The organism is Microcoleus sp. A006_D1 (assembly GCF_036702805.1).
Classification (GTDB): domain Bacteria; phylum Cyanobacteriota; class Cyanobacteriia; order Cyanobacteriales; family Microcoleaceae; genus Microcoleus.
In genome coordinates this window covers 211,920-233,091 of record NZ_JAUBVZ010000006.1, presented here as the reverse complement: position 1 = coordinate 233,091, position 21,172 = coordinate 211,920, and the positions used below count along the sequence as shown (strand labels likewise).

Here is a 21,172-nt window from a genome sequence, read left to right as displayed (position 1 = left end):
AATAGATAGATGTTTTAATCTAAATTTAACTCCAGGTTCGATCGTTCGGACTTCAGTCCTTCTTCATTAGGTTCGATCGTTCGGACTTCAGTCCTTCTTCATCCACAAAGAGAGGACTGAAGTCCTCACTACAAACCTGGCTTATTTCCTGTTATTGTTTTACGAACCTGGTTTACTTCTTCTTATTTAACGCCTGCTTCCCAAAGCCAAGACAAAGCAGCCGATCGCCCTCAGCAACATTCGGGTCATTCTGCAAATAATTTCCCAACCACTCGCAACTCCGAGCAATCATATTATTCAGTTCCAAATTCTCCACAGGCAATAGAATTACAGTCCGATCCCTGCTAGCAAAAGCCAGAGTTTTGCTGTCAGAACTAAAAGTAACGCTCAACACCCGATCGCTCGATTCCAAAGTCTTCGATAGCAGCGCCTTCTTGCCGTCAAAATTCCACAGCTTAACCGTATTTCCCGCACTCGCCGCCGCAATCAACTTGCCGTCAGGACTGAAACTCACGCTTTCCACAGTATCGCTGTGGTCTAGTTTTTCAGTTAAATTTGCCGCCTTGCCATCAAACGCCCACAAGTAAACTTTTTTGTCAGCGCAAGCAGCAGCAATAGTCTTACCGTCTGGACTGAAACTGACATTTCTGACGCTATCCGCGTGATCGAGAGTTTTCAGAATCTTCGCCGACGTACCGTTAAATTGCCAGAGGTAAACTCTATTTTCTCGGGCAATTTCAAAAGCATTTTTCTTGTCGCTTGCCTTGTCGTCAGTAGCAGTAGCAGTAGCAATAGTTTTGCCGTCGGGGCTGAAACTAACGCTAATTACTGGATTGCTGTGATCGAGTTTTGCCAACAAAGTTGCTTTCGCACCGTTCCAGCGCCAGAGGTATAATTTGCGATCGGCACTGGCGGCGGCAATTATCTTGCCATCTGGACTAAAACTCACGCTTCTCACAATGCCACTATGGCGCAGAGTATCTAACAGTTTCCCGTTTAAACTCCAGACTTTCACCGTTTTGTCATCGCTGGCAGAAGCAACAGTTTTATTGTCCGGCGAAAAGCTCGTCCAGGTAACAGAATCCTTGTGACCTGCTAAGGTTTTAATTAAACTGCCATCAGGGCGCCAAAGTCTCACCGTCTTGTCACCGCTAGCAGAAGCAATTGTTTTGCCGTCCCCACTAAAACTGACTTTATAAACCCAGTCTTCATGCCCCGATAAAATCTTATTCAACGGAGTGCTGTTTGGTTGCCAAATTTTCACCATTTTGTCCTTACTTGCGGAAGCAATCGTGCCATCTTTGCTGAAACTTACGGCCCTCACGTCATCTTGATGTCCTCGAAAAGTGTTGAGCAAAGTCCCGCTGCGACTCCAAACTTTTACCGTATCGTCGGCGCTGCCGGTGACAATTTTTTCGCCGTCGCGACTGAAATTCGCGCTAACAACTGCATCGTTGTGTCCTTTGAGAGTTTTGATTTCTTCACCGTTGCGGTTCCAAATCTTGGCTGTGGTGTCGGCACTTGCTGAGACGAGTTGTTGGCTGTCGGGACTGAACTTAACGCTGTAAACAATGTCAGAATGTTTGGTTAATGTTTTGGGATTAATTTGAAATTTCTGGGTTTTACCTTTGCGATTCCAAAGTTTAATAGTTTTGTCAACACTTGCTGAGGCAATTGTTTTGCCGTCGGGGCTGAAACTGACGCCCAGCACCCAATCTTTGTGTTTGGTTAAGGTTTGCACCAATGTTTTTGTTTCCAGGTTCCAGATTTTGATGGTGTTGTCGTGACTCCCGGAGGCTAGGGTTTTGCCGTCGGGGCTGAAACTGACGCTGGTGACGATATCGCGGTGGCCGGATAAAGTCGCCATCGCACTTTTGTCATTATCCACTTGCCAAATTCTAATTGTGCGATCGGCACAACCAGTTGCGATCGTTTTCCCATCCGGGCTAAAACTAACACTCGTCACGCTATCGCCGTGCTTGAAAGTCTTTAATAACTTACCTTCTTTGCTCCACAATTTAACAGTTTTGTCAGCACTTGCCGAAGCAACTGAATTGCCGTCGGGACTCACACTCACATCCAAAACAAACTTGCTGTGCTGCTCGAAACGGTTGCCTTCTTGCACGCCGGAAACAGCTTGTCTGAGTCTCTCAGCAATTTTATTTTTAGTATCCACAGGCAGCGCTGTGCTTTTCAGGGAATCACGACCGATTTTGATACTATTTTCTAACACTCCTAATTGATCTTTTTCATTAGAAAGCACCAAAGCTTCCGACGCCGAATTTAGGGCGTCAGTCCGACTTGTTTCTGCTTCTTGCCGCGCCTTTTCTGCTAATTTTGCTTGCTCGAATGCCATCCCCGAAACACCTCCGAGTACCAGCACTCCTAAAACCGCCGCCCGCAATTGCCATCTCCGACTTTTGTAAAGTTGAGCTTCCGCTTGGTGCTGTTTGTCTCTAGCTAACCGCTGGTTTTCTCTAGCTTCCGACAACAAAGCATCTCGCTCTCTGTCTTGGCGAATTTGTTCAATTTCATCTCGGTTAATTTGGTTTTGCTTTCGCAATTCCTCGAATTCTGCCTTTTTATCTAATTCCTGCTGCTGGCGGATGAAGCTAACTAGATAGTCGTGAACGAGCTGATAAAGCTCTGCCGGCAGTTCCGTCCACCGAAAAACCAAACCCGAGTTCACTAACAGTTCTAAGACTAAATCTAATTGGTCAGCTTCGGCAAATGTAGCTAAATTCGAGGCTAATTCGGCACGGGTTTTGAGGGGACGGATCTCATCTTCATCTGTCAGCAAATACAAAACACGGCGCGCCGCTACTTCATTTTCCGGGCCGCAATCTTTGATGACTTCTTCGAGAAATCTTTCGACTAATTTTTGTTGCGGATTGTTGCCTAGTTCCTGATATTGAGTTAAAGTTCTAATATCCTCTTGTTGCAGTTGAGCGCCGACAAGTTGCAGTTCGATCGGGCGAACCTCTCCCAATTCTCCAGCTAAATCTTTGACTAATTCTTCGATCAGCTCCGGTTCTAAGTAAAACTGCGATCGTTCAGTTAAAGTGCGAATTACCGATCGCGCATCGCCCATCGAAAAATTTCCCAAATAAAACAAAATATCTTTGCTGAGAATGTCCCCCAAAATATCATTTTTGATAAATTTTGTCTCGTTTTTGGCTCGGGAAAATTCCAGCAAATAGTGCAGGTAATCTTCCCGCAAACACAGGACGACTTTTAAATACTTGATTGTCAAGCATTCCCGCAAAAAATCAAAAAATATTTGCCTTTCTACGGGTTCTTTCCACACGGAAAAGAATTCTTCAAATTGGTCAAATATCAGAACAGTCACTAGATGTTCTGAATTAATTTGCAATTCCTTGATAATTTTTTCGTATTCTAGCGCCTGTTTTTCTACAATCACTTCTACAGGCTGTGATTGCTCAATTTTATCCTCATTCTCCCCCGCCGAGCCGCCGTTAAATCCCGAAGTAAGATTTTCCTTGACTGCCGCTTCTACGGTCAAATTAACCTCTGCCACTCCCGGTACTGCTTCGGAAATTTCGCGATCGAATATTTCAGCTTTAAGAGCAGATAACTGTCTGGTCAATTCCCGCAGCCAGTTGTTGTAAACTTGCAGCACTACTGGCAAAACAGTCCGCGTTTCTATCTTTTTTTGTTTGAGCGCCGGTACTAATCCCCCGGTGACAATTGAACTTTTCCCAACTCCAGACTGACCGTAAATTACTGTCAGTTTGTCTGGGGTATTATTCATCCTATATATTAAGCGATTGAGGTCTGCTTCTCTCCCGGAAGCTGTAATTTCGTCAGCAATAGTAGCAGCAGTGACAACAGTTTCGGCGGCGGGATTAATCGCTTCTCTGTGCGGCTGCAATTTTCCGGCTCCAATAAAAGCTCGGAACCGATACGTATGTTCTACCGCTCGATAATCTTGCTTGATTTGAAATGCTTTGAGATATTCTCCCCGCTGAAAATAGACTCCTCGCAGCATTTCTAAAACCCGCAAATACAGTTGTGGGTTGTAGCAAGGTTCGGTTTCTGAGCGAGCTAGCTCTAAATGTGCGATCGCCTCCTCTATCTCGCCCAACTCGCTCTGGGCCTCTGCTAAAATTAACAGATACAAGCCTTGATGCTGCGACTTTACAGGCGTTCCCTGTCCCGTCGCTTCAAAATTTGAGTTGAGAACGTCTAGAGCGACTAAAGCCCATTCTTTCGCCCCTTGCCAATTTTTTTGCTCTAAGGCTACTCTAGCCAAAAAGCCGTAATCTTGAGCCAAATTAACTGCTGAATTTTTCATATTTTCATGTAACCTCCGAGCTTTGATAGCTAAATTCCAGAGTGCATCCCAATCTTCTAAATGCTGCAATACTTCGCCGAGTTGATTGATAAAGATACCGACGGCATTCGACTGTCCCGCGCCTTCTAAAACCTCAATACATTGCTGAAAATAATTCTTAGCTTCCGTCCAATAAGGACGGTTGCCGCTGCGGTGCTGTTCTGCTTGGAAGCGGTAGCAAAGACCGATGTGAAATAGGAGAATCCCCTCTAATAGCGGTGCAGGGTGAACGGTAAATAACAAATCGCTAAATTCTGTTTTTTGGCCGAAAAAGGCTACTTGATATTTCCAAAAATTGAGGCTCTTCTGATACAATTCAAGAGCGGCAGAGATGCGGTGACAAGCATATTCGTTTCGGGCGCGAATAAAGTGCAAACTGGCTTCAATAGCTGGTTCTAACCTGATGTTGCAAGTTTGCAAGTCTTGCCTCGCCGACTCTAATTCAGTCAAAGAATTGGCTCCGAGAATGGCAGAATTACTTAAACGCCAATTGCCGCTTTCTAAAATCTTGGTAAAAATGCGATCGGTACTTTTGCCCAAAAAATTTACCAACTCGTCGGGGCCGAGTACAAATTCAACAGTTGTCGTCCAAGTCTCGATATCTGTGACTAACCGAATCAGTTTTTTTAAGATTTTGTCTGTCACCCACAGCACCACGGGGAAGGGAAAATTATTGCGAAATTCTTCCCTGACGTAGTTGGTAGATGTCAGCACGCGATCGATCGCACTTACCGATTCCAATCCAAACACCATTAAAGCTTGGGGCTGGCTGCCATCAAGTTCGGTTTCTATCGTCGTGTAAAGAGTTTTAACAGATGCGGGGAGGACAATTTCTCTAATCTCGATCCCAGACTCCTCGCGCAATTGCCGTACAGTTTCCTCTCGCATCGCACTGTAATTGCACCTGAGCAAAATCAGCGAGAATTGCCCCTGAGACATTCTCAAAGTCCGGGAAAGTGTGTGCAGCGAACTTTTGTTTTGCTCTGCTGCGGTGTCTTGTTTGCAGTGCGAATCAATCATAATATTTAAAATTTGTGATGGAATAGATGCTGTAGAAAGAAGTTCGGCAACGGATTTTGAAACGGATGTAACGGATAGTTATTGTAGGTGCGATTCGGGCTGAATGTGGCGACCACCTGCTCGATAAGTTTCCCCCGCTCCCCACTTTACGGGCGTGTTTGTGACCTCAGAAACCCGGTTTCTTCCTATATTTATCGTTGCTAAATCTAAAACTCGTAGAAACCTGGTTTCAACACTACGATATGTAAGCCCTGAAACTGTCCGATTATTTGAGCCGATCGCGCTTAAAGCATACCCGAAAAAATACATACTCTGTTATTATCATAATCTCAGGAAAACCCACCGGATTTTACAGATTTTTTTTTACCCTCGGCCCCTCAAATTCTACCGAGAAAAAAAGTCGCTCGCCAAACATCCCGGACATCCGATACAGTTATTCGCAGATTGCTGAAATCTTGCATTCCCTGCTTTGCTGGCCCCTCGCCGCACTGAGATAAACTACTGGCGGCGGTTCCTCAATTACAGCTTGAAAATTTGCGGTCATATATTTATCAATCTCCATATCTAAATTAGTAGCTGAAAAATCAGGTCGATCCCAATCCTCGCTTTCTTCAATGGTGATTGTGGTAGTTGGTGTCGCCATATCAAAATCAAGCCCGTCGCCCAAATCCGAAACTTTCTGATTTGGCTCTATTTTCGGAGCGGTATCGGCGGCCAAAGCTTGAGTTGTATTTGCCATTAGTACGATCGGCAATGCTACCATTGCACTTATCGTTTGTCGCGCCGTGATTTTCCGCATGATCTCCTCCTGGTATCAACTAAATTGTGATGCTGCTATAACTTCAAACATCCGCCGCTACTTGGCTGCGGTGCTATTAATTAATCCTCGCTTGTTTTCCGACAAAATATCAGCCGAGCTGTGACACTTCGGGGCAAATTTGCCTGACTGAGGGTATCGGGTTAACTCTTCCCGTTGATCTTTACTACGTGAAAACTCTGAAACCGTCAGGTTTTCCAGTTAGGTAATTCCCGAGCTCGATCCCGAATGTCAATCGCAGACTCAAAGTGGCGAAAAGTTCGATCGCAGCCCCGCGCTACCAGCAAGCCGACGATCTGAGTTACCCGATCCACCAGATATCTGTCAATACTTAGAGCTTAACAGTTCTAATTTTTTGCAGAATGCTCGTTACCAGGCTCGGACTGGTAACGCAGAGCGGCGAGCCAGAGCCGCCAGCAAAGTCTAGACGGTTTCTACTTAGTCAAGCCGTGTTCGAGCGCGTAGCGAACCAACTCAGTACGGCTGTTAGTACCCGTCTTGCTAAACAAACGGCTGACGTACTTTTCCACATTGCGCACGCTAGTTTCCAAGCGGCGGGCAATTTCCTTATTCATCAAACCTTGAGCAACCAAATCCAAAACACTTTGCTCTCGCGGAGTCAAATCAATTTTAATCGACGAAGCACTTTGGACGATCGAACTTCGGCCGCTCAGCAAAGACTCAATTCTCGCCATTTGGCTAGCCAAAGCAGCAATATCAGGACTTTCAGTATTGCCGCTCGTCTCCTTAGCAGCCGCGCGGCGGGCCAGCAAATTCGTGACAATTGCGACTAATTCGTCGGGATCGAAGGGCTTAGAAAGATAAGCATCGCAGCCTGCTTGATAGCCTTGAATGCGATCGCCCGTCATCCCCTTAGCCGTCAAAAACACCACCGGCAAAGCCTTATAGCGAGGATCTTCGCGCACTTGCTTCAGAAACTGATAACCGTCCACCTGCGGCATCATAATATCTGAAATCACCAAATCTGGATTGATCTGCTGCAAGATTTCCCAGCCATCCCGAGCATTACTGGCAACCTCAACCGAAAAATCGCTATCTTCCAAATAAGCTTGTACCGCTTCCCGCAAGCCCGGTTCATCATCTACCAATAATAATCGTGCTAACATATCCGTTACCCTTACGTTTTATCACTATTATCTTTGAATTTAGCCGAATTCAACTATTTTTTTCCTCCATCTATAGAAGCAACTCAAAAAAATGTAGTTAAACTCCTATACGGTTCAGTTAAACCTGATCCCCCCTAGCCCCCCTTAAAAAGGGGGGGACAAGAAATTGCTCAAAGTCCCCCTTTTTAAGGGGGATTTAGGGGATCTCCGGGGAATAAACATCATTAACTAAACCGTATTGTGGTTAAACTCAAGAGGTTTAAGTTTTGTTTTGATCCAATGATTAAAAACTGATTAATTCAAAACTCAAAACCGCGCAGCGTTGTTCGCGCGAGCGCGGCAATCGCACAATTATTCTTGAACCATTTCCACTTAAACTTTTGAACGATCGGTCAAAATTTCATAACCTGTTTCCGTCACCAATACAGTATGCTCGAACTGAGCCGACATAGCATTGTCAACCGTTACAGCAGTCCACTTGTCAGCCAGGGTGCGAGTGTACTTAGAACCCGCATTCAGAATCGGTTCGATCGCCAATGTCATACCCGATCGCAATTTCACATTCGGCATTTCCCGAGTGCGGAAATTAAAAACCGACGGTTCCTCGTGCAAATTGCGCCCGACACCGTGGCCTGTAAACTCCTCAACGATGCTAAAACCGTTGCTTTTGACATGATCCTCGATCGCACCAGCGAGATCGAGCAAATAAGCTCCGGCCTTCACTTGTTCGATACCTTTATAGAGAGCTTCTTCGGCAACTCTAATTAATTTTGCCGATTCCGGTGTCACTTCCACAACTGCGATCGTGATGCAAGAATCGCCATGAAAACCTTGGTAATATGCTCCCGTATCTACTTTAAGAACATCTCCGGCACGAATTACTTTTTTGCGGCTGGGGATGCCGTGAACAACTTCGTTATTAATGCTAGAGCAAATCGATCCCGTGAAACCGTGATAGCCTTTAAAACTGGGAGTTGCACCCATTTCTCGGATACGTTTTTCGGCATAAACATCCAAATCAGCAGTAGTCATTCCCGGTTTGACAAGTTGGGAAATTTCTTTCAGTACCGTGGCGACAATTTTTGCGGCTTGTCGCATAATTTCGATTTCACGTTCCGACTTAATTTCAATGCCTCGACGCTGTTTTGTGACTTGGGGTGGTTTAGTTGGGCTAGAAAGCAGACTGCTAAAAATATTCATGTATTGATTGTCAGGTAATTTTGTAGTTTGACGGCAGGTAGAAGTAAAAAACGGCAGATATCCGGCTTTTTGGGAAAAAATGGGTGTCTTGTTCCGAACTGTCGATCGCTTGTCCTTTTAGCTAGCTTAATATTTTTCTCACTAATCGGCACGGGATTGGGGGGTCAAAAAAGCGGTTTCAACCGCCGAGTCTGTCGGTTCAGGATTTCCGAGCTTTCCTGTGAGGTTAGCAATTCCGGCAATTAACTTAGTTATGTCAACTGGTTTAGATAAGTGCATCTGGAAACCAGCTTCCAGCGCTTGCTTGCGCTCTTCCTCTCTCGCGTAGGCTGTCAGGGCGATCGCAGGCATCTTTCCACCCCTGAGCACTTCCATTTCTCTCACCCGCGCGATCAACTGATAGCCGTCTGCTTCCGGCATTCCAATGTCGCTCAGCAGCACATCCGGCCAAGAACTCTCCAGTGCAGCTAAAGCCCCGGCCACCGATGCCGCCGATCGCACCACAGCACCTTCCTGTTCCAGTAAAGCAATCATAAACTTCCGCGTGTCATCGTCATCATCCACCACCAGCAATTGCAAATTAGCAAGAGTTGGGAGAGCCTCTGTCGCGTCATTGAGTTCAGAGCCATCATCAAGAGCACCTTGCCCGTTCTCCTCAGCAACTGGCAGAGAAACCGTAAATTTCGCACCCTCGCCCGTATTATTCTCTGCGCACACCTTACCACCGTGCTGTTCCACCAAGTGACGGACGATCGCCAATCCCAGTCCCAAACCCCCGTAAGACCTAGTTGTGCTGCTATCAGCTTGGCGGAAGCGATCGAAAACATAAGGCAAAAAATCAGGAGCGATACCAATGCCGTTATCAATTATCTGAATTTGAGCTTCATCGCCAACTGACTCCAACCGCACCTCTACTTTACCCTCTTGCGGAGTAAACTTAATCGCATTTGACAGCAAATTCCACACAATTTGCTGCAAGCGATCGGAATCGCCGATAACTTCACCTACATTTGGACTGCTGGTTAATTCTAGGACTATTGATTTTTCCTCAGCCAGCGGTTGCAAAGAATCAATTGCCAGGTTGATCACAGATTCCAACCGAATCGGATGCTGATTTAAATTTAGTTTCCCCCGCAGAATCCGCGAAACATCTAAAATATCTTCTATAAGTTGAGATTGAGATTTAGCATTACGCTCAATTGTTTCTAGAGCTTTATCAATAGTGTCTTCGTCAAATTTTTTCACCCGAAGCAGCCTGGACCAGCCGAGAATTGCATTTAAAGGAGTGCGGAGCTCGTGAGAAAGAATGGCGATAAATTCATCCTTCATCTGGTTAGCTCTCTCAGCTTCCTGCCGCGCCACTTGTTCGCGGATTAGTCGGCCGCGTTCTTCCTCTGCTTGCTTGCGGTCTGTGACATCTCTAACCGTGCCCACGTGACCGATCAGTTTTCCAAAATCCGAAAACATTGGCGATGACTGCACGTGAATCCAACGCACAGTTTCGTTAGAAGCTAATCGAAACTCGCTAGAATATTCCTGACCTTCTTTAATCCAAACTAACAAATCTGCTACTAGGCGATCGCGATCTTCTGGATGAACTTCCCGCTGCCAAACCTCTGCCAAACTTTCCTCCAATGTTAACCCGCAAATCGCTTGACAACGGGGATTAATGTATGTACAGCGGCCTTCAACGTCAGCTAAGTAAATTCCTAGCGGCGAACAAGCACACAAAGTGCGAAACCGCTCTTCACTTTTACTTAGTTCACTATTAACAGCAGCTAACTGTGTTGCTTGCTGTTTCACCTCGACTGTTTTTTGGAACAATTCCACAAATACCCCCACCTTCGATGTCAATATTTCCGGTTCCAAGGGTTTGAACAGGTAATCCACCGCACCCAGAGAATAACCTTTAAACACGTGGGTGTCATTACTGCTGAATGCTGTGATAAAAATAATCGGAGTCGATCGCGATCGATCTCTAGAGCGAATCAATGTTGCCGTCTCAAATCCATCCATTCCCGGCATCTGCACATCAAGCAAAATTACCGCAAAATCTTCATTAAGCAGACATCTCAGAGCCTCAGCGCCCGAATTAGCTTGTACTAGATGATAATAGGGGCTGTTGAGGATAGCTTCTAGAGCTACCAAATTTTCTGGGCGATCGTCAACTAAAAGGACATTTACTCGATCGGCGCGCTGCACATCCATAAATTTTTTAATTTTTAATTGTTAGCAAGTTGACTAAACAGGGAGCGATTTGAGAGAGGGGTAAAATCCAGTCTACTTCAACATTTGCGATCGCGGACGCCGGCATTGTCCGGCATAGAGCACTAGCCGGTTCCTCCACAAATGTCAATCCTCCCTCAGCTTTAATTTTTGCCAGCCCTTCACTGCCATCAGAACTAGCTCCCGTTAAAATTATGCCGATAACTTTCTCCCCAAAGGCATCAGCAGCAGACTCAAACAGCACATCGATAGAGGGCCGCGCGTAGCACACAGGAGCCTCAGTTGATAGTGCAAATTTAGGAGTTCCGCGATTGGGGATTAGGGATTTTGAATTATGGATTGACTCCACTGCCACGCTCCCCCATTCTGTAAAGTCGTTTTCATACAGGCTAAACTCCTCGTCAGAGGGCGATTCTATTAGCAAGTGATAGTCAGCAGGAGCCAAGTAAACCCGTCCCGGTGCGATCTCTTCTTTGTCTTGGGCCTCTGTGATTTGGAGAGAGCTTTGCTGTTGTAAAACATCAGTAAGCCTATCCTGAGAACTCTTATGGCGGTGTTGGACAATAACTACAGGCAAAGGAAAGCTTTGTGGCAAATCTGCCAGCATGACTGTTAAAGCCTGTAGCCCTCCCAAAGACGTGCCAACAACCACTATTTCAAAATTGTTTTTATTTAACTCGGCGGTAGAGTTTATCGCTACTTTCAATTGGTTCATAGTATTTTTCATAAGGTGTAAAAATCAGAGACTCCTGATGTCCCAGCCCTAAAACTCCAAACATTCCCAGGCTCTCATAAAAAAGCTTGTGTACCCGCTCTTGGAGGTGTGAATTGAAATAAATCATCACATTCCGGCACAAGATTACATTAAATTCATTAAAAGAAGTATCCGTTGCTAAGTTGTGGTGAGCAAAGACAATATTATCTTTAAGTGAAGAGCGAAAAATAGCATTTTCATAGGCAGCAGTGTAATACTCAGAAAACGCTTTCTTGCCCCCCGCTTGGTGGTATAGTTGCGTATATTCTTGCATTTGTTTCAGCGGGAATATACCCAGTTTGGCTGTTTTCAAAACTAATTCATTCATGTCCGTAGCGTAAATCCGACAACGGTCATACAGTCCTTCTTCTTGCAGCAAGATTGCCATAGAATAGACTTCTTCTCCCGTTGAACATCCAGCGTGCCAAATCCGAATAAAAGGATAAGTACGCAGCAGCGGCACCACTTTATTTCTGAAACTAATGTAAAAGCTGGGATCGCGAAACATCGCCGTTACATTGACAGAAATGTCCAGCAGTAAACGATCTAGGTAAGCAGGATTGTGAAGTACCTTTTCCTGAAGTGCAGAGACAGTGGTGAGCTGTTCCGAGCGAATAGTGTTCCAAATACGGCGCTTGAGAGAGGCAAGAGCATAATTACGAAAATCAAATCCGTAATAGCGAAACATTCCCTCTAGTAAGAGTTGAATTTCGATTGTTTCCAGTTCATGGCTTTCGGGCATTTTAAATTACTAATTGGTTATTGTTAGCTGTTGTTATTTGTGAGTCAATACGCTTTGGTTAAGACTGCTTATGCCCCGGAGATCCCCCTAAATCCCCCTTAAGAAGGGGGACTTTGAGTATTCTCTTGTTCCCCCCTTTTTAAGGGGGGCTAGGGGGGATCGGGCTTAACTGAACCTTACTGAGTTATAAGTAGTTTGTTGTTTCATAATTACTCCTTCTTCCGACTTCCATCGGACTTCCATCCTTTACATCCGTTACATCCGTTACATCCGTTACATCCGTTACATCCGCTACAAAATCCGCTGCCGAACTTCCTTCTTTCCATTATCGATAAAGCCAAACGCGCAGCAGCGAGAGCAACTGTTCCGTATCAACAGGTTTGGTAATGTAGTCAGAAGCCCCAGCTTCGATACATTTTTCCCGATCGCCCTTCATCGCTTTAGCAGTAAGAGCAATCATTGGCAGCGAAGCGAATTGAGGCATATTACGAATTGCTTGCATTGTTTCGTAACCGTCCATCTCTGGCATCATCACGTCCATCAACACAATATTTATGCCAGGCGTATCTTGCAATGTAGTAATGCCCTGTCTGCCGTTTTCAGCAAACACAATTTGCATTTTATGGCGCTCCAGCAGACTCGTCAGCGCGAAAATATTCCGCATATCGTCGTCAACAATCAAGACTTTTTTGCCCGCGAGCGTCGCATCTGTTTGATACAATTGCTCTAGCATTTGGCGCTTCGGTTCCGGCAAATCTGCTTGGACTCGGTGCAGGAACAAAGCTGTTTCATCTAACAAACGTTCAGGCGATCGCACATCTTTAACAATGATGGTTTCCGCCATCCGCTTCAGTTGAGTTTCTTCGGCTCTCGTCAACTCTTTGCCCGTATAAACAATAATCGGCAGACTTTTTAAAGCTGCATCTTGCTTGATCTGCTCGATCAGTTCAAAGCCAGTCATATCTGGCAGTCCCAAATCGAGTACAACGCAGTCAAAACGCCCTGACCTCAAAGTTGCTAGCGCCTCTGCACCACTCCCCACAGCCGTGGTAGAAACATCGTGATTACCGATTAAATCCACAATGCTGAGACGTTGTGTTTCGTCGTCTTCTACAACCAGCAAATTCTTCACTTGCCGCTCCACAAACCCCTTAATATCAGTCAAAGCTTTGCTCAAAGCTTCGCTGCTAACAGGTTTTTGCAAATAGGCGATCGCCCCTAACTGCAAACTGCGCTGCCGCCCTTCTTCAACTGATACAATGTGAACCGGAATGTGGCGCGTACTTGGGTCGTGCTTCAAGCGATCCAGCACTGTCCAGCCATCCATCACAGGCAAATTTAGATCCAGCATAATCGCAGTTGGCTTGAACTCTCGCGCCATCGCCAAACCAATATCGCTCCGCAAAGCCACCAAACCTTTAAAACCCTGATCCCGCGCCATATCCAACAGAATCCGAGCAAAATTGACATCATCCTCAACAATCAACAGGATGCGATCGCCGGGATCGACAGTTTCCCGGTCATCAGCGACAATAGGTGATGGATAAGGGGCGATCGGCAAGTGAAAATTCGGCGAAGGAACTGAGGAAGAAATAGCAGCCGGCAATTGAGCCGTTTGCTTGCCCATTCCCGGTTCATTATCATCCATTATTCGCGATTCTTGGTAAGTTTGCGGCAGATAAAGCGTGAACTTACTACCCTCTCCCGGGCGGCTTGTCAATTTAATTTCTCCGCCTAACATATTAGCGATTTCTCTACTAATAGACAAACCTAAACCCGTGCCCCCGTATTTGCGGCTAGTGCTACCATCAGCTTGTTGGAAAGCCTCAAAAATAACCCTGTGTTTTTCAGCAGAAATCCCAATCCCCGTATCGCTAACTGAGAGAGCCAAAACAGTAGGGGAACTCGTTAAACTTTCTATCTCTAAACTCCACCCTTCCCGCGCTACTTCGACACACAATTTCACCTCACCTCGCTCTGTAAACTTAAACGCATTCGAGAGGAGATTCTTCAAAACTTGTTGCAGCCGTTTAGCATCAGTATAGAGACCTTTTGGCAACCCACCCTCAAGCTCTATTTGAAAACTCAACTTCTTATCCTGGGCGATTTGGCGGAAAGTTCGATCCAAATGATCTCGCAATTCCGCAAACAACACTTGCTCAATTTCCACTGACATCGTGCCAGATTCAATCTTAGCAAGATCCAAGATATCATTAATCAGCCCTAACAAATCATTTCCCGCCGAGTAAATAGTGCGCGTGTATTCAACTTGCTTAGAAGTCAAATTGCCTTCAGGATTGTCAGAAAGCAATCGAGCCAGAATCAACAGCGAATTTAGCGGAGTTCGCAACTCGTGAGACATATTTGCCAGAAACTCCGACTTATACTTAGAAGTGAGAGCCAACTGTTCGGCTCTTTCTTCCAACAACCCCCTCGCCTGTTCGATATCTCGGTTTTTCCGCTCAACTTCCTTATTTTGCAGCGCTAGCAATTCAGCTTGTTCTTCTAGTTCTTCATTCGTTTGTTGCAACTCTTCCTGCTGCTTCTTCAGCAGTTCCTCATTCGTCTGCTGCACCTGCGCTTGCTGTTCGAGACGCTTGTTAGTATCCGTTAGTTCCTTTTGCTGAGTTTGCAACTCTTCTGCCAAAGATTGCGCCTGTTTCAGCAACTCTTCCGTCCGCATACTCGCCGCAATTGTATTTAAAACAATGGCGATACTTTCTGTAAGTTGGTCGAGAAATGTCAAGTGTATTTCGCTGAAGCGGCGGAACGAAGCTAGCTCAATTACCGCTGTCACCTGCCCTTCAAACAGTACAGGTAAAACCACGACATTCAGCGGCGTAGATTCTCCCAGACCAGAGCTAATTTTAACGTAATTGTCCGGTACTTCTGTCAACAGTATTCGTTCCTTTTCCAGGGCGCACTGTCCTACCAAACCTTCGCCTAAATGGAATCTATTTCCTAAGCTTTTACGTTCCCGGTAGGCGTAGGTACTTAACAGTTTGAGGAAGGGGTCGTGTTCGACAGTTTCCATCATAAAGAAGACGCCATGCTGAGCAGAAACCAGTGGCGTTAATTCTGATAAAATTAATTTAGAAACAGTTTCTAAATCCCGCTGACCTTGTAGCATTCGAGTGAACTTAGCAAGATTTGTTTTCAGCCAATCTTGCTCAGTATTCTTCTGCGTCGTCTCCCGGAGATTGGCGATCATCTGGTTAATGTTGTCCTTAACAATGGCAACTTCTCCTTCAGTGGCGACGGAAATTGACCTCGTTAAATCGCCTCTGGTAACAGCAATTGCCACTTCGGCGATCGCCCGCAGTTGAGTAGTCAAATTCGCCGCCAATTCATTCACATTATCCGTCAAATCTCGCCACGTCCCCGCCGCCCCGGGAACCTTCGCCTGACCGCCTAACTTCCCTTCAATTCCCACCTCCCGCGCCACCGTACTAACTTGATCGGCAAACGTCGCCAGCGTATCAATCATCTCGTTAATCGTATCGGCCAGAGTCGCAATTTCTCCCTTAGCTTCCAGCATTAATTTCCGCTTCAAATCGCCATTCGCCACCGCCGTCACAACTTTAGCAATACCCCGCACTTGCGCTGTCAAATTCCCCGCCATCGAGTTTACATTGTCGGTTAAATCCTTCCAAGTTCCCGCAACTCCTTTCACCTCAGCTTGACCGCCCAATTTACCCTCAGTTCCCACCTCCCGCGCCACCCGCGTTACCTCAGAAGCGAAGGAATTAAGCTGATCTACCATCACGTTAATAGTATCTTTCAACTCCAGAATTTCGCCTTTAACATCAACGGTGATTTTCTTAGACAAATCGCCATTTGCTACCGCTTTCGTCACTTCCGCAATATTCCGCACCTGCGCCGTCAAATTCCCCGCCATCAAGTTAACATTATCGGTTAAATCTTTCCAAGTTCCCCCTACACCCCGCACGTAAGCTTGCACGCCTAATTTACCTTCCGTTCCCACTTCCCTCGCCACTCTAGTTACTTCAGATGCGAAGGAACTCAACTGATCCACCATGATATTAATCGTGTTTTTCAGTTCGAGAATTTCCCCTTTCACATCTACAGTAATTTTCTTAGATAAATCCCCATTTGCCACCGCCGTCGTCACTTCCGCAATGTTCCGCACTTGGGCCGTAAGATTACCCGCCATCGAGTTAACTGAATCCGTTAAATCTTTCCAGGTTCCGGCAACTCCTTTAACTTCAGCTTGCACGCCTAATTTCCCTTCGGTTCCCACTTCCCGCGCCACCCTGGTTACTTCAGATGCGAAGGAATTTAACTGATCCACCATCGTGTTAACAGTGTTCTTCAGTTCGAGAATTTCACCTTTAACATCTACTGTAATTTTCTTAGATAAATCCCCGTTAGCCACAGCCGTCGTCACCGCCGCAATATTTCGCACTTGTTCCGTCAAACTACCCGCCATGAAGTTAACGCTATCCGTTAAATCCTTCCAAGTGCCTGCTACGCCTCGAACATCCGCTTGCCCGCCGAGTTTACCTTCGGAACCCACTTCCCTCGCCACCCGCGTGACTTCAGAAGCGAAGGAATTAAGCTGATCCACCATCACGTTAATGGTGTTTTTCAGTTCCAGAATTTCGCCTTTCACCTGTACCGTAATTTTTTTAGATAAGTCACCGTTAGCAACAGCAGTCGTCACCTCAGCAATGTTCCGCACTTGTGCTGTTAAATTCCCGGCCATTGAGTTAACTGAATCCGTTAAATCTTTCCAGGTTCCTGCTACTTCCTGCACTTCAGCTTGTACGCCTAATTTCCCTTCCGTTCCCACTTCCCTAGCAACCCTGGTTACTTCAGATGCGAAGGAATTTAACTGGTCAACCATCGTGTTGACGGTGTTTTTCAACTCCAGAATTTCGCCTTTCACATCGACAGTAATTTTCTTAGATAAATCGCCCTTTGCCACAGCGGTTGTCACTTCAGCAATGTTCCGCACTTGTGCTGTCAAACTGCCTGCCATGAAGTTAACGCTATCAGTTAAATCCTTCCAAGTTCCTGCAACTCCCTTAACTTCTGCTTGACCGCCGAGTTTGCCTTCGGAACCTACTTCTCTCGCCACCCGTGTTACTTCAGATGCGAAGGAGTTTAACTGATCCACCATGATGTTAATAGTGTTTTTCAGTTCCAGAATTTCGCCTTTAACATCGACAGTAATTTTTTTAGATAAGTCACCATTTGCCACAGCAGTCGTCACCTCGGCAATGTTCCGTACTTGTGCGGTAAGATTACCGGCCATCGAGTTAACTGAATCCGTTAAATCTTTCCAGGTTCCTGCCACTCCTCTGACTTCAGCTTGTACGCCTAATTTGCCTTCCGTTCCTACTTCCCTAGCAACTCTGGTTACTTCCGACGCGAAGGAACTCAACTGATCCACCATGATGTTAATAGTGTTTTTCAGTTCGAGAATTTCGCCTTTAACATCGACAGTAATTTTCTTAGATAAGTCACCATTTGCCACAGCGGTTGTCACGTCGGCAATGTTCCGCACTTGTGCTGTTAAATTCCCGGCCATCGAGTTAACTGAATCCGTTAAATCTTTCCAGGTTCCTGCAACTCCCCGCACTTCAGCTTGCACGCCTAATTTCCCTTCGGTTCCCACTTCCCTAGCCACTCGCGTTACTTCCGACGCAAAGGAGCTCAACTGGTCTACCATTGTGTTGACAATTTGGGCTGTTTGGAGGAATTCTCCTTTGAGGGGTCTGTCTTCTATTTCTAAGGCGATGGTTTGCGATAAATCTCCTTTTGCTACGGCCCTAATTACTCTGGCGGTTTCAGAGGTTGGTTGTACTAAATCTGTAATTAGGGTATTGACAGAATTTACGCTAGCTGACCATGCTCCCTCGGCGCTGCCGATGGTGGCCCGCTGGGCGATTTTGCCTTCTTTACCGACAACTGTGCCGATGCGATCGAGTTCGGCGGCCATTCTCTGATTGAGCTCGATAATGTCGTTAAGTTCGTCTGCAATTTTCCCCGCTAGACCGGTCTGGTCTATGGGCATCCGAACTGAAAAGTCCCCTTTTTTGACAGCTACTAAGGTTCTGAGTAACTGTTTGGCATAAAGATTATTGGGATTGGCTGTGAGCTGTGCAGTTGACATGACCGTTATCTGTGGGAGAGTAGGAAGGGGGAGGGGGAATAGTTTTGAGTTTTGAGATTATTTCTATTATCTGACTAAAGTAGTCGCTGATTGCTTCTGTCTAAAGATAGATGACAAATTGCTCGTTATATCAATTCCGGCTGCACCGGAATGATATAGAGGACACTGCACGTGCCGTGTCCCTACAATTGATCGTGGTAGGGAAACGGCACGTGCAGTGTCCTCCGTTTATATCATTCCCATGCTAGATGACAAATTACTCGTTATATCAATTCCGGCTGCACCGGAATGATATAGAGGACACGGCAGTGCCGTGTCCCTACAATTGATCGTGGTAGGGAAACGGCACGTGCAGTGTCCTCCGTTTATATCATTCCCATGCTAACGGAATTGATATTATTTGTTATAGGTTAGTGGTGATTGGTTATTTGTTACCGGCAGTTTATAGGTAAGGTGGAACCTAAGCACCCAGCCCTGTCTGGTGTGTTAAATCTGAACCTAAGCACCTACAGATTACCAACCAATAACAAATAACCAATAACAAATAACCAATAACCACTAAGATTATTTCCAATTTTGCCAAGAACTATTGAAAATAGAAGTACCCGGAAATGCGATCGGATTCTTATTTTGCTGCAACCGCAACTGCAACACTTCCAAGTTTGGCTCGCGGGACGGCAATTCGTCCACCAATTCATAGGGTAAAATCCCATTTTCTAGGGAAAAAGCAGCCGTAACTCCCGCCGCAGCACCGGCTGACCATTCAAAAGAATGTACTCGATAAGCAGCCGCCGCCGTATGACTAACAGCAATACTTTTACCCGCCACCAACATATTGTCAATCCTCTGAGGAATCATCGCCCGCAGCGGAATTTGGAACGGATAAGCTGATCCTTGACCTTTGCGAGTACCTTCGCGTTCGGTGTTTCCCGGCGCTTCCGGCGGGCTGTTGGTCATGCAGGGGTGAAAGTCGATCGCATAATGACCGATACCAACACTGTCAGGATATATCGTAGCGCGCGATCGCGATTTTGTATCCTCAACAGACTGACTTCCCACAGCCAAAGCCGGCGCATTCAAACCACCCACAGCCAGCCACAAATTCCGATACTCTTGTTCCGACAAATTCTGGCGGTAAAAATCCGTCTTAAAATCATTGCGAGACATATCAACTTCCCACACGGTAAAACCTTCAGGTTGAGCCAAAGTCGGACGCCCAATAATCCGCCGCCCCTCCCGCATATAAGGATACTTAGAAAGTCCGTGCACCGTCCCCATCGGCGAATCTAACCCGCTCAAAAAGCGATTATTTGGATAAGGCTTCTTCACTCCATTACCCAGTTGCGAGTCAGTCGTTCCTGCTACCAACCAGTAAAAATATCCTTTGGCATTTTCTTCACCTCGACGCAAAGTTTCCGTTCGCAAACCGCCCATCCAGCCGCCCGGTTGCAGTTGACCTGCTGCTTCCAATTGCGATCGAGAATAAATTAAATTATCCTGAGCAGAACCCGGACGGTAGTCATTCCCCCAAGTCCAGTTTTGCATGGAAATATCCCCAGGATAAATCGGGAATTGCTTCGGATCGGCAGGGCGCGGCTCATCCGGTTTCATGCTCCTAATTTGGCGGTAGCTGAAAACTAGCGGAAAGCTCGCCAATCTCGCCAATTCGTAACTGTAGTAAGGAGCGTATTGTTGATAGAAAGACGGTACTTGATGCTGTTGCGGTTCCTTCGTTGCCTCCATCGCAAAGGTGTAGGTAAAACCTTGAGTGCAGTAAGCATCGCCGGTTGGGCTGGCGGAGGAAGGTTCGAGAGGTGAACGCGGGTCAATTCCGAGGCGGTAGGGAACATCGGCAAGTCCGATTAATTCGCCTGTTTCAGTCGCATCTACCACGAACCAATCTGCACCTCTTTGTTTTGATTTTGACTGGTTGGGTGGTTTGGAAGTAAACCGAATAATAGTTTTGTTAAATCGCGCCGAGTTTTCGTAGCGATAGGCATCTTCGATGGTTTGAGACAGGGTTTCGGTGTTGATTGGCGCGGTGTTGGCGGCTGGTTTGTGCTGAATGGCGATCGCACTTTTAATTTGTTGACCCCCCACCGCATTCCCCGCCACCGCCGGAGTAACTGCTAACTCTTTAATCACCGTATTCGGAAACCATTTCAGCTTCCCTTTGCCTGTTTGAGCCGCATCTTGCAAAATGTCAGATAGAATTTTGTGGCCATTGTAGGGCATGAAACACGAATAGCTAACCCAACAGCCGCCCGGATTTAGCCTCCCGTAATGTTCCTTGATGCGCCGCCGCAATTCTAGGTAGCCGCGGGGGTAAAATAAGAGCGATCGCTGAGTGTCTCTTTCGTCTAGTGCGGAAGTTCCCTGAGAGGAAATTTGACCGCCTACCCAGTCAGTAATTTCGGTGATGCAAACTGTGCGCCCCGCCAGCAAACCTTCGTAGGCGGTAGCAGCACCTGCGAGCCCGCCGCCTGCTACTAGAATGTCGCAAGTTTCCTCTGTGTCTGGATTGCGCGCAGGTGCGGCAAAGGCTGGGGTAATAGCCGAGAGGGAGGCAATTAGGCTGAGGGTGAAGGTGACGAGCGATCGACCTTTGAGCGAAAATAGATACCGTCGCAGTTTCATCGGAGACTGTGGAATTAATTTAGACATCAGCAAAAAACACTCATCGCATTTAAATGTTTATTTTGCACTATACTGGTATTTCGCGGTGCAGTCAGGGCAAACTTTTTTATATAAGAGGCATTAATAGCAGTAACAACTATTGAATAGCCGAATCAA

The 21,172-nt window shown here is 46.3% G+C and carries 10 protein-coding genes; all 10 read right to left on the bottom strand.

The genetic code is table 11. The features are described 5' to 3' along the window. Positions 1-172: 172 nt before the first annotated feature. A complete protein-coding gene (locus QUB68_RS13435) occupies positions 173-5,374 on the bottom strand; it encodes an nSTAND1 domain-containing NTPase (protein WP_332993057.1) in 5,202 nt (1,733 codons plus the stop codon). A gap of 433 nt (positions 5,375-5,807) precedes the next feature. Beyond that, positions 5,808-6,173: a hypothetical protein gene (locus QUB68_RS13430; protein ID WP_332993055.1), complete on the bottom strand. Its 366-nt coding sequence runs from the start codon at positions 6,171-6,173 to the stop codon at positions 5,808-5,810. A gap of 206 nt (positions 6,174-6,379) precedes the next feature. Continuing rightward, positions 6,380-6,505, bottom strand: coding sequence for a hypothetical protein (locus tag QUB68_RS13425; protein WP_332993054.1), 126 nt, complete (start codon positions 6,503-6,505; stop codon positions 6,380-6,382). Positions 6,506-6,625: 120 nt separating this feature from the next. Beyond that, the gene (locus QUB68_RS13420; protein ID WP_332993051.1) at positions 6,626-7,318 is read right to left on the bottom strand and encodes a response regulator transcription factor; all 693 of its coding nucleotides are present in this window, start codon (positions 7,316-7,318) and stop codon (positions 6,626-6,628) included. Between the two features lie 372 nt (positions 7,319-7,690). Further along, positions 7,691-8,518: a type I methionyl aminopeptidase gene (gene map, locus QUB68_RS13415; protein ID WP_332993050.1), complete on the bottom strand. Its 828-nt coding sequence runs from the start codon at positions 8,516-8,518 to the stop codon at positions 7,691-7,693. A 141-nt stretch (positions 8,519-8,659) separates the two neighbouring features. Further along, positions 8,660-10,726: a hybrid sensor histidine kinase/response regulator gene (locus QUB68_RS13410; protein ID WP_332993047.1), complete on the bottom strand. Its 2,067-nt coding sequence runs from the start codon at positions 10,724-10,726 to the stop codon at positions 8,660-8,662. Positions 10,727-10,733: 7 nt separating this feature from the next. Next, complete coding sequence (locus QUB68_RS13405) at positions 10,734-11,459, bottom strand: chemotaxis protein CheB (protein WP_332993044.1); 726 nt, start codon at positions 11,457-11,459, stop codon at positions 10,734-10,736. Further along, on the bottom strand, positions 11,413-12,240 hold the full coding sequence (locus tag QUB68_RS13400; protein ID WP_332993042.1) for a CheR family methyltransferase: 828 nt from the start codon (positions 12,238-12,240) through the stop codon (positions 11,413-11,415). The genes QUB68_RS13405 and QUB68_RS13400 overlap by 47 nt, the downstream gene beginning before the upstream one ends. Positions 12,241-12,565: 325 nt before the next feature. Continuing rightward, entirely contained in the window at positions 12,566-18,379 is a 5,814-nt protein-coding gene (locus tag QUB68_RS13395; protein WP_332993040.1) for a HAMP domain-containing protein, read from the bottom strand. Between the two features lie 564 nt (positions 18,380-18,943). Next, the gene (locus QUB68_RS13390; protein WP_442923080.1) at positions 18,944-21,043 is read right to left on the bottom strand and encodes an FAD-dependent oxidoreductase; all 2,100 of its coding nucleotides are present in this window, start codon (positions 21,041-21,043) and stop codon (positions 18,944-18,946) included. Positions 21,044-21,172 lie beyond the last annotated feature (129 nt).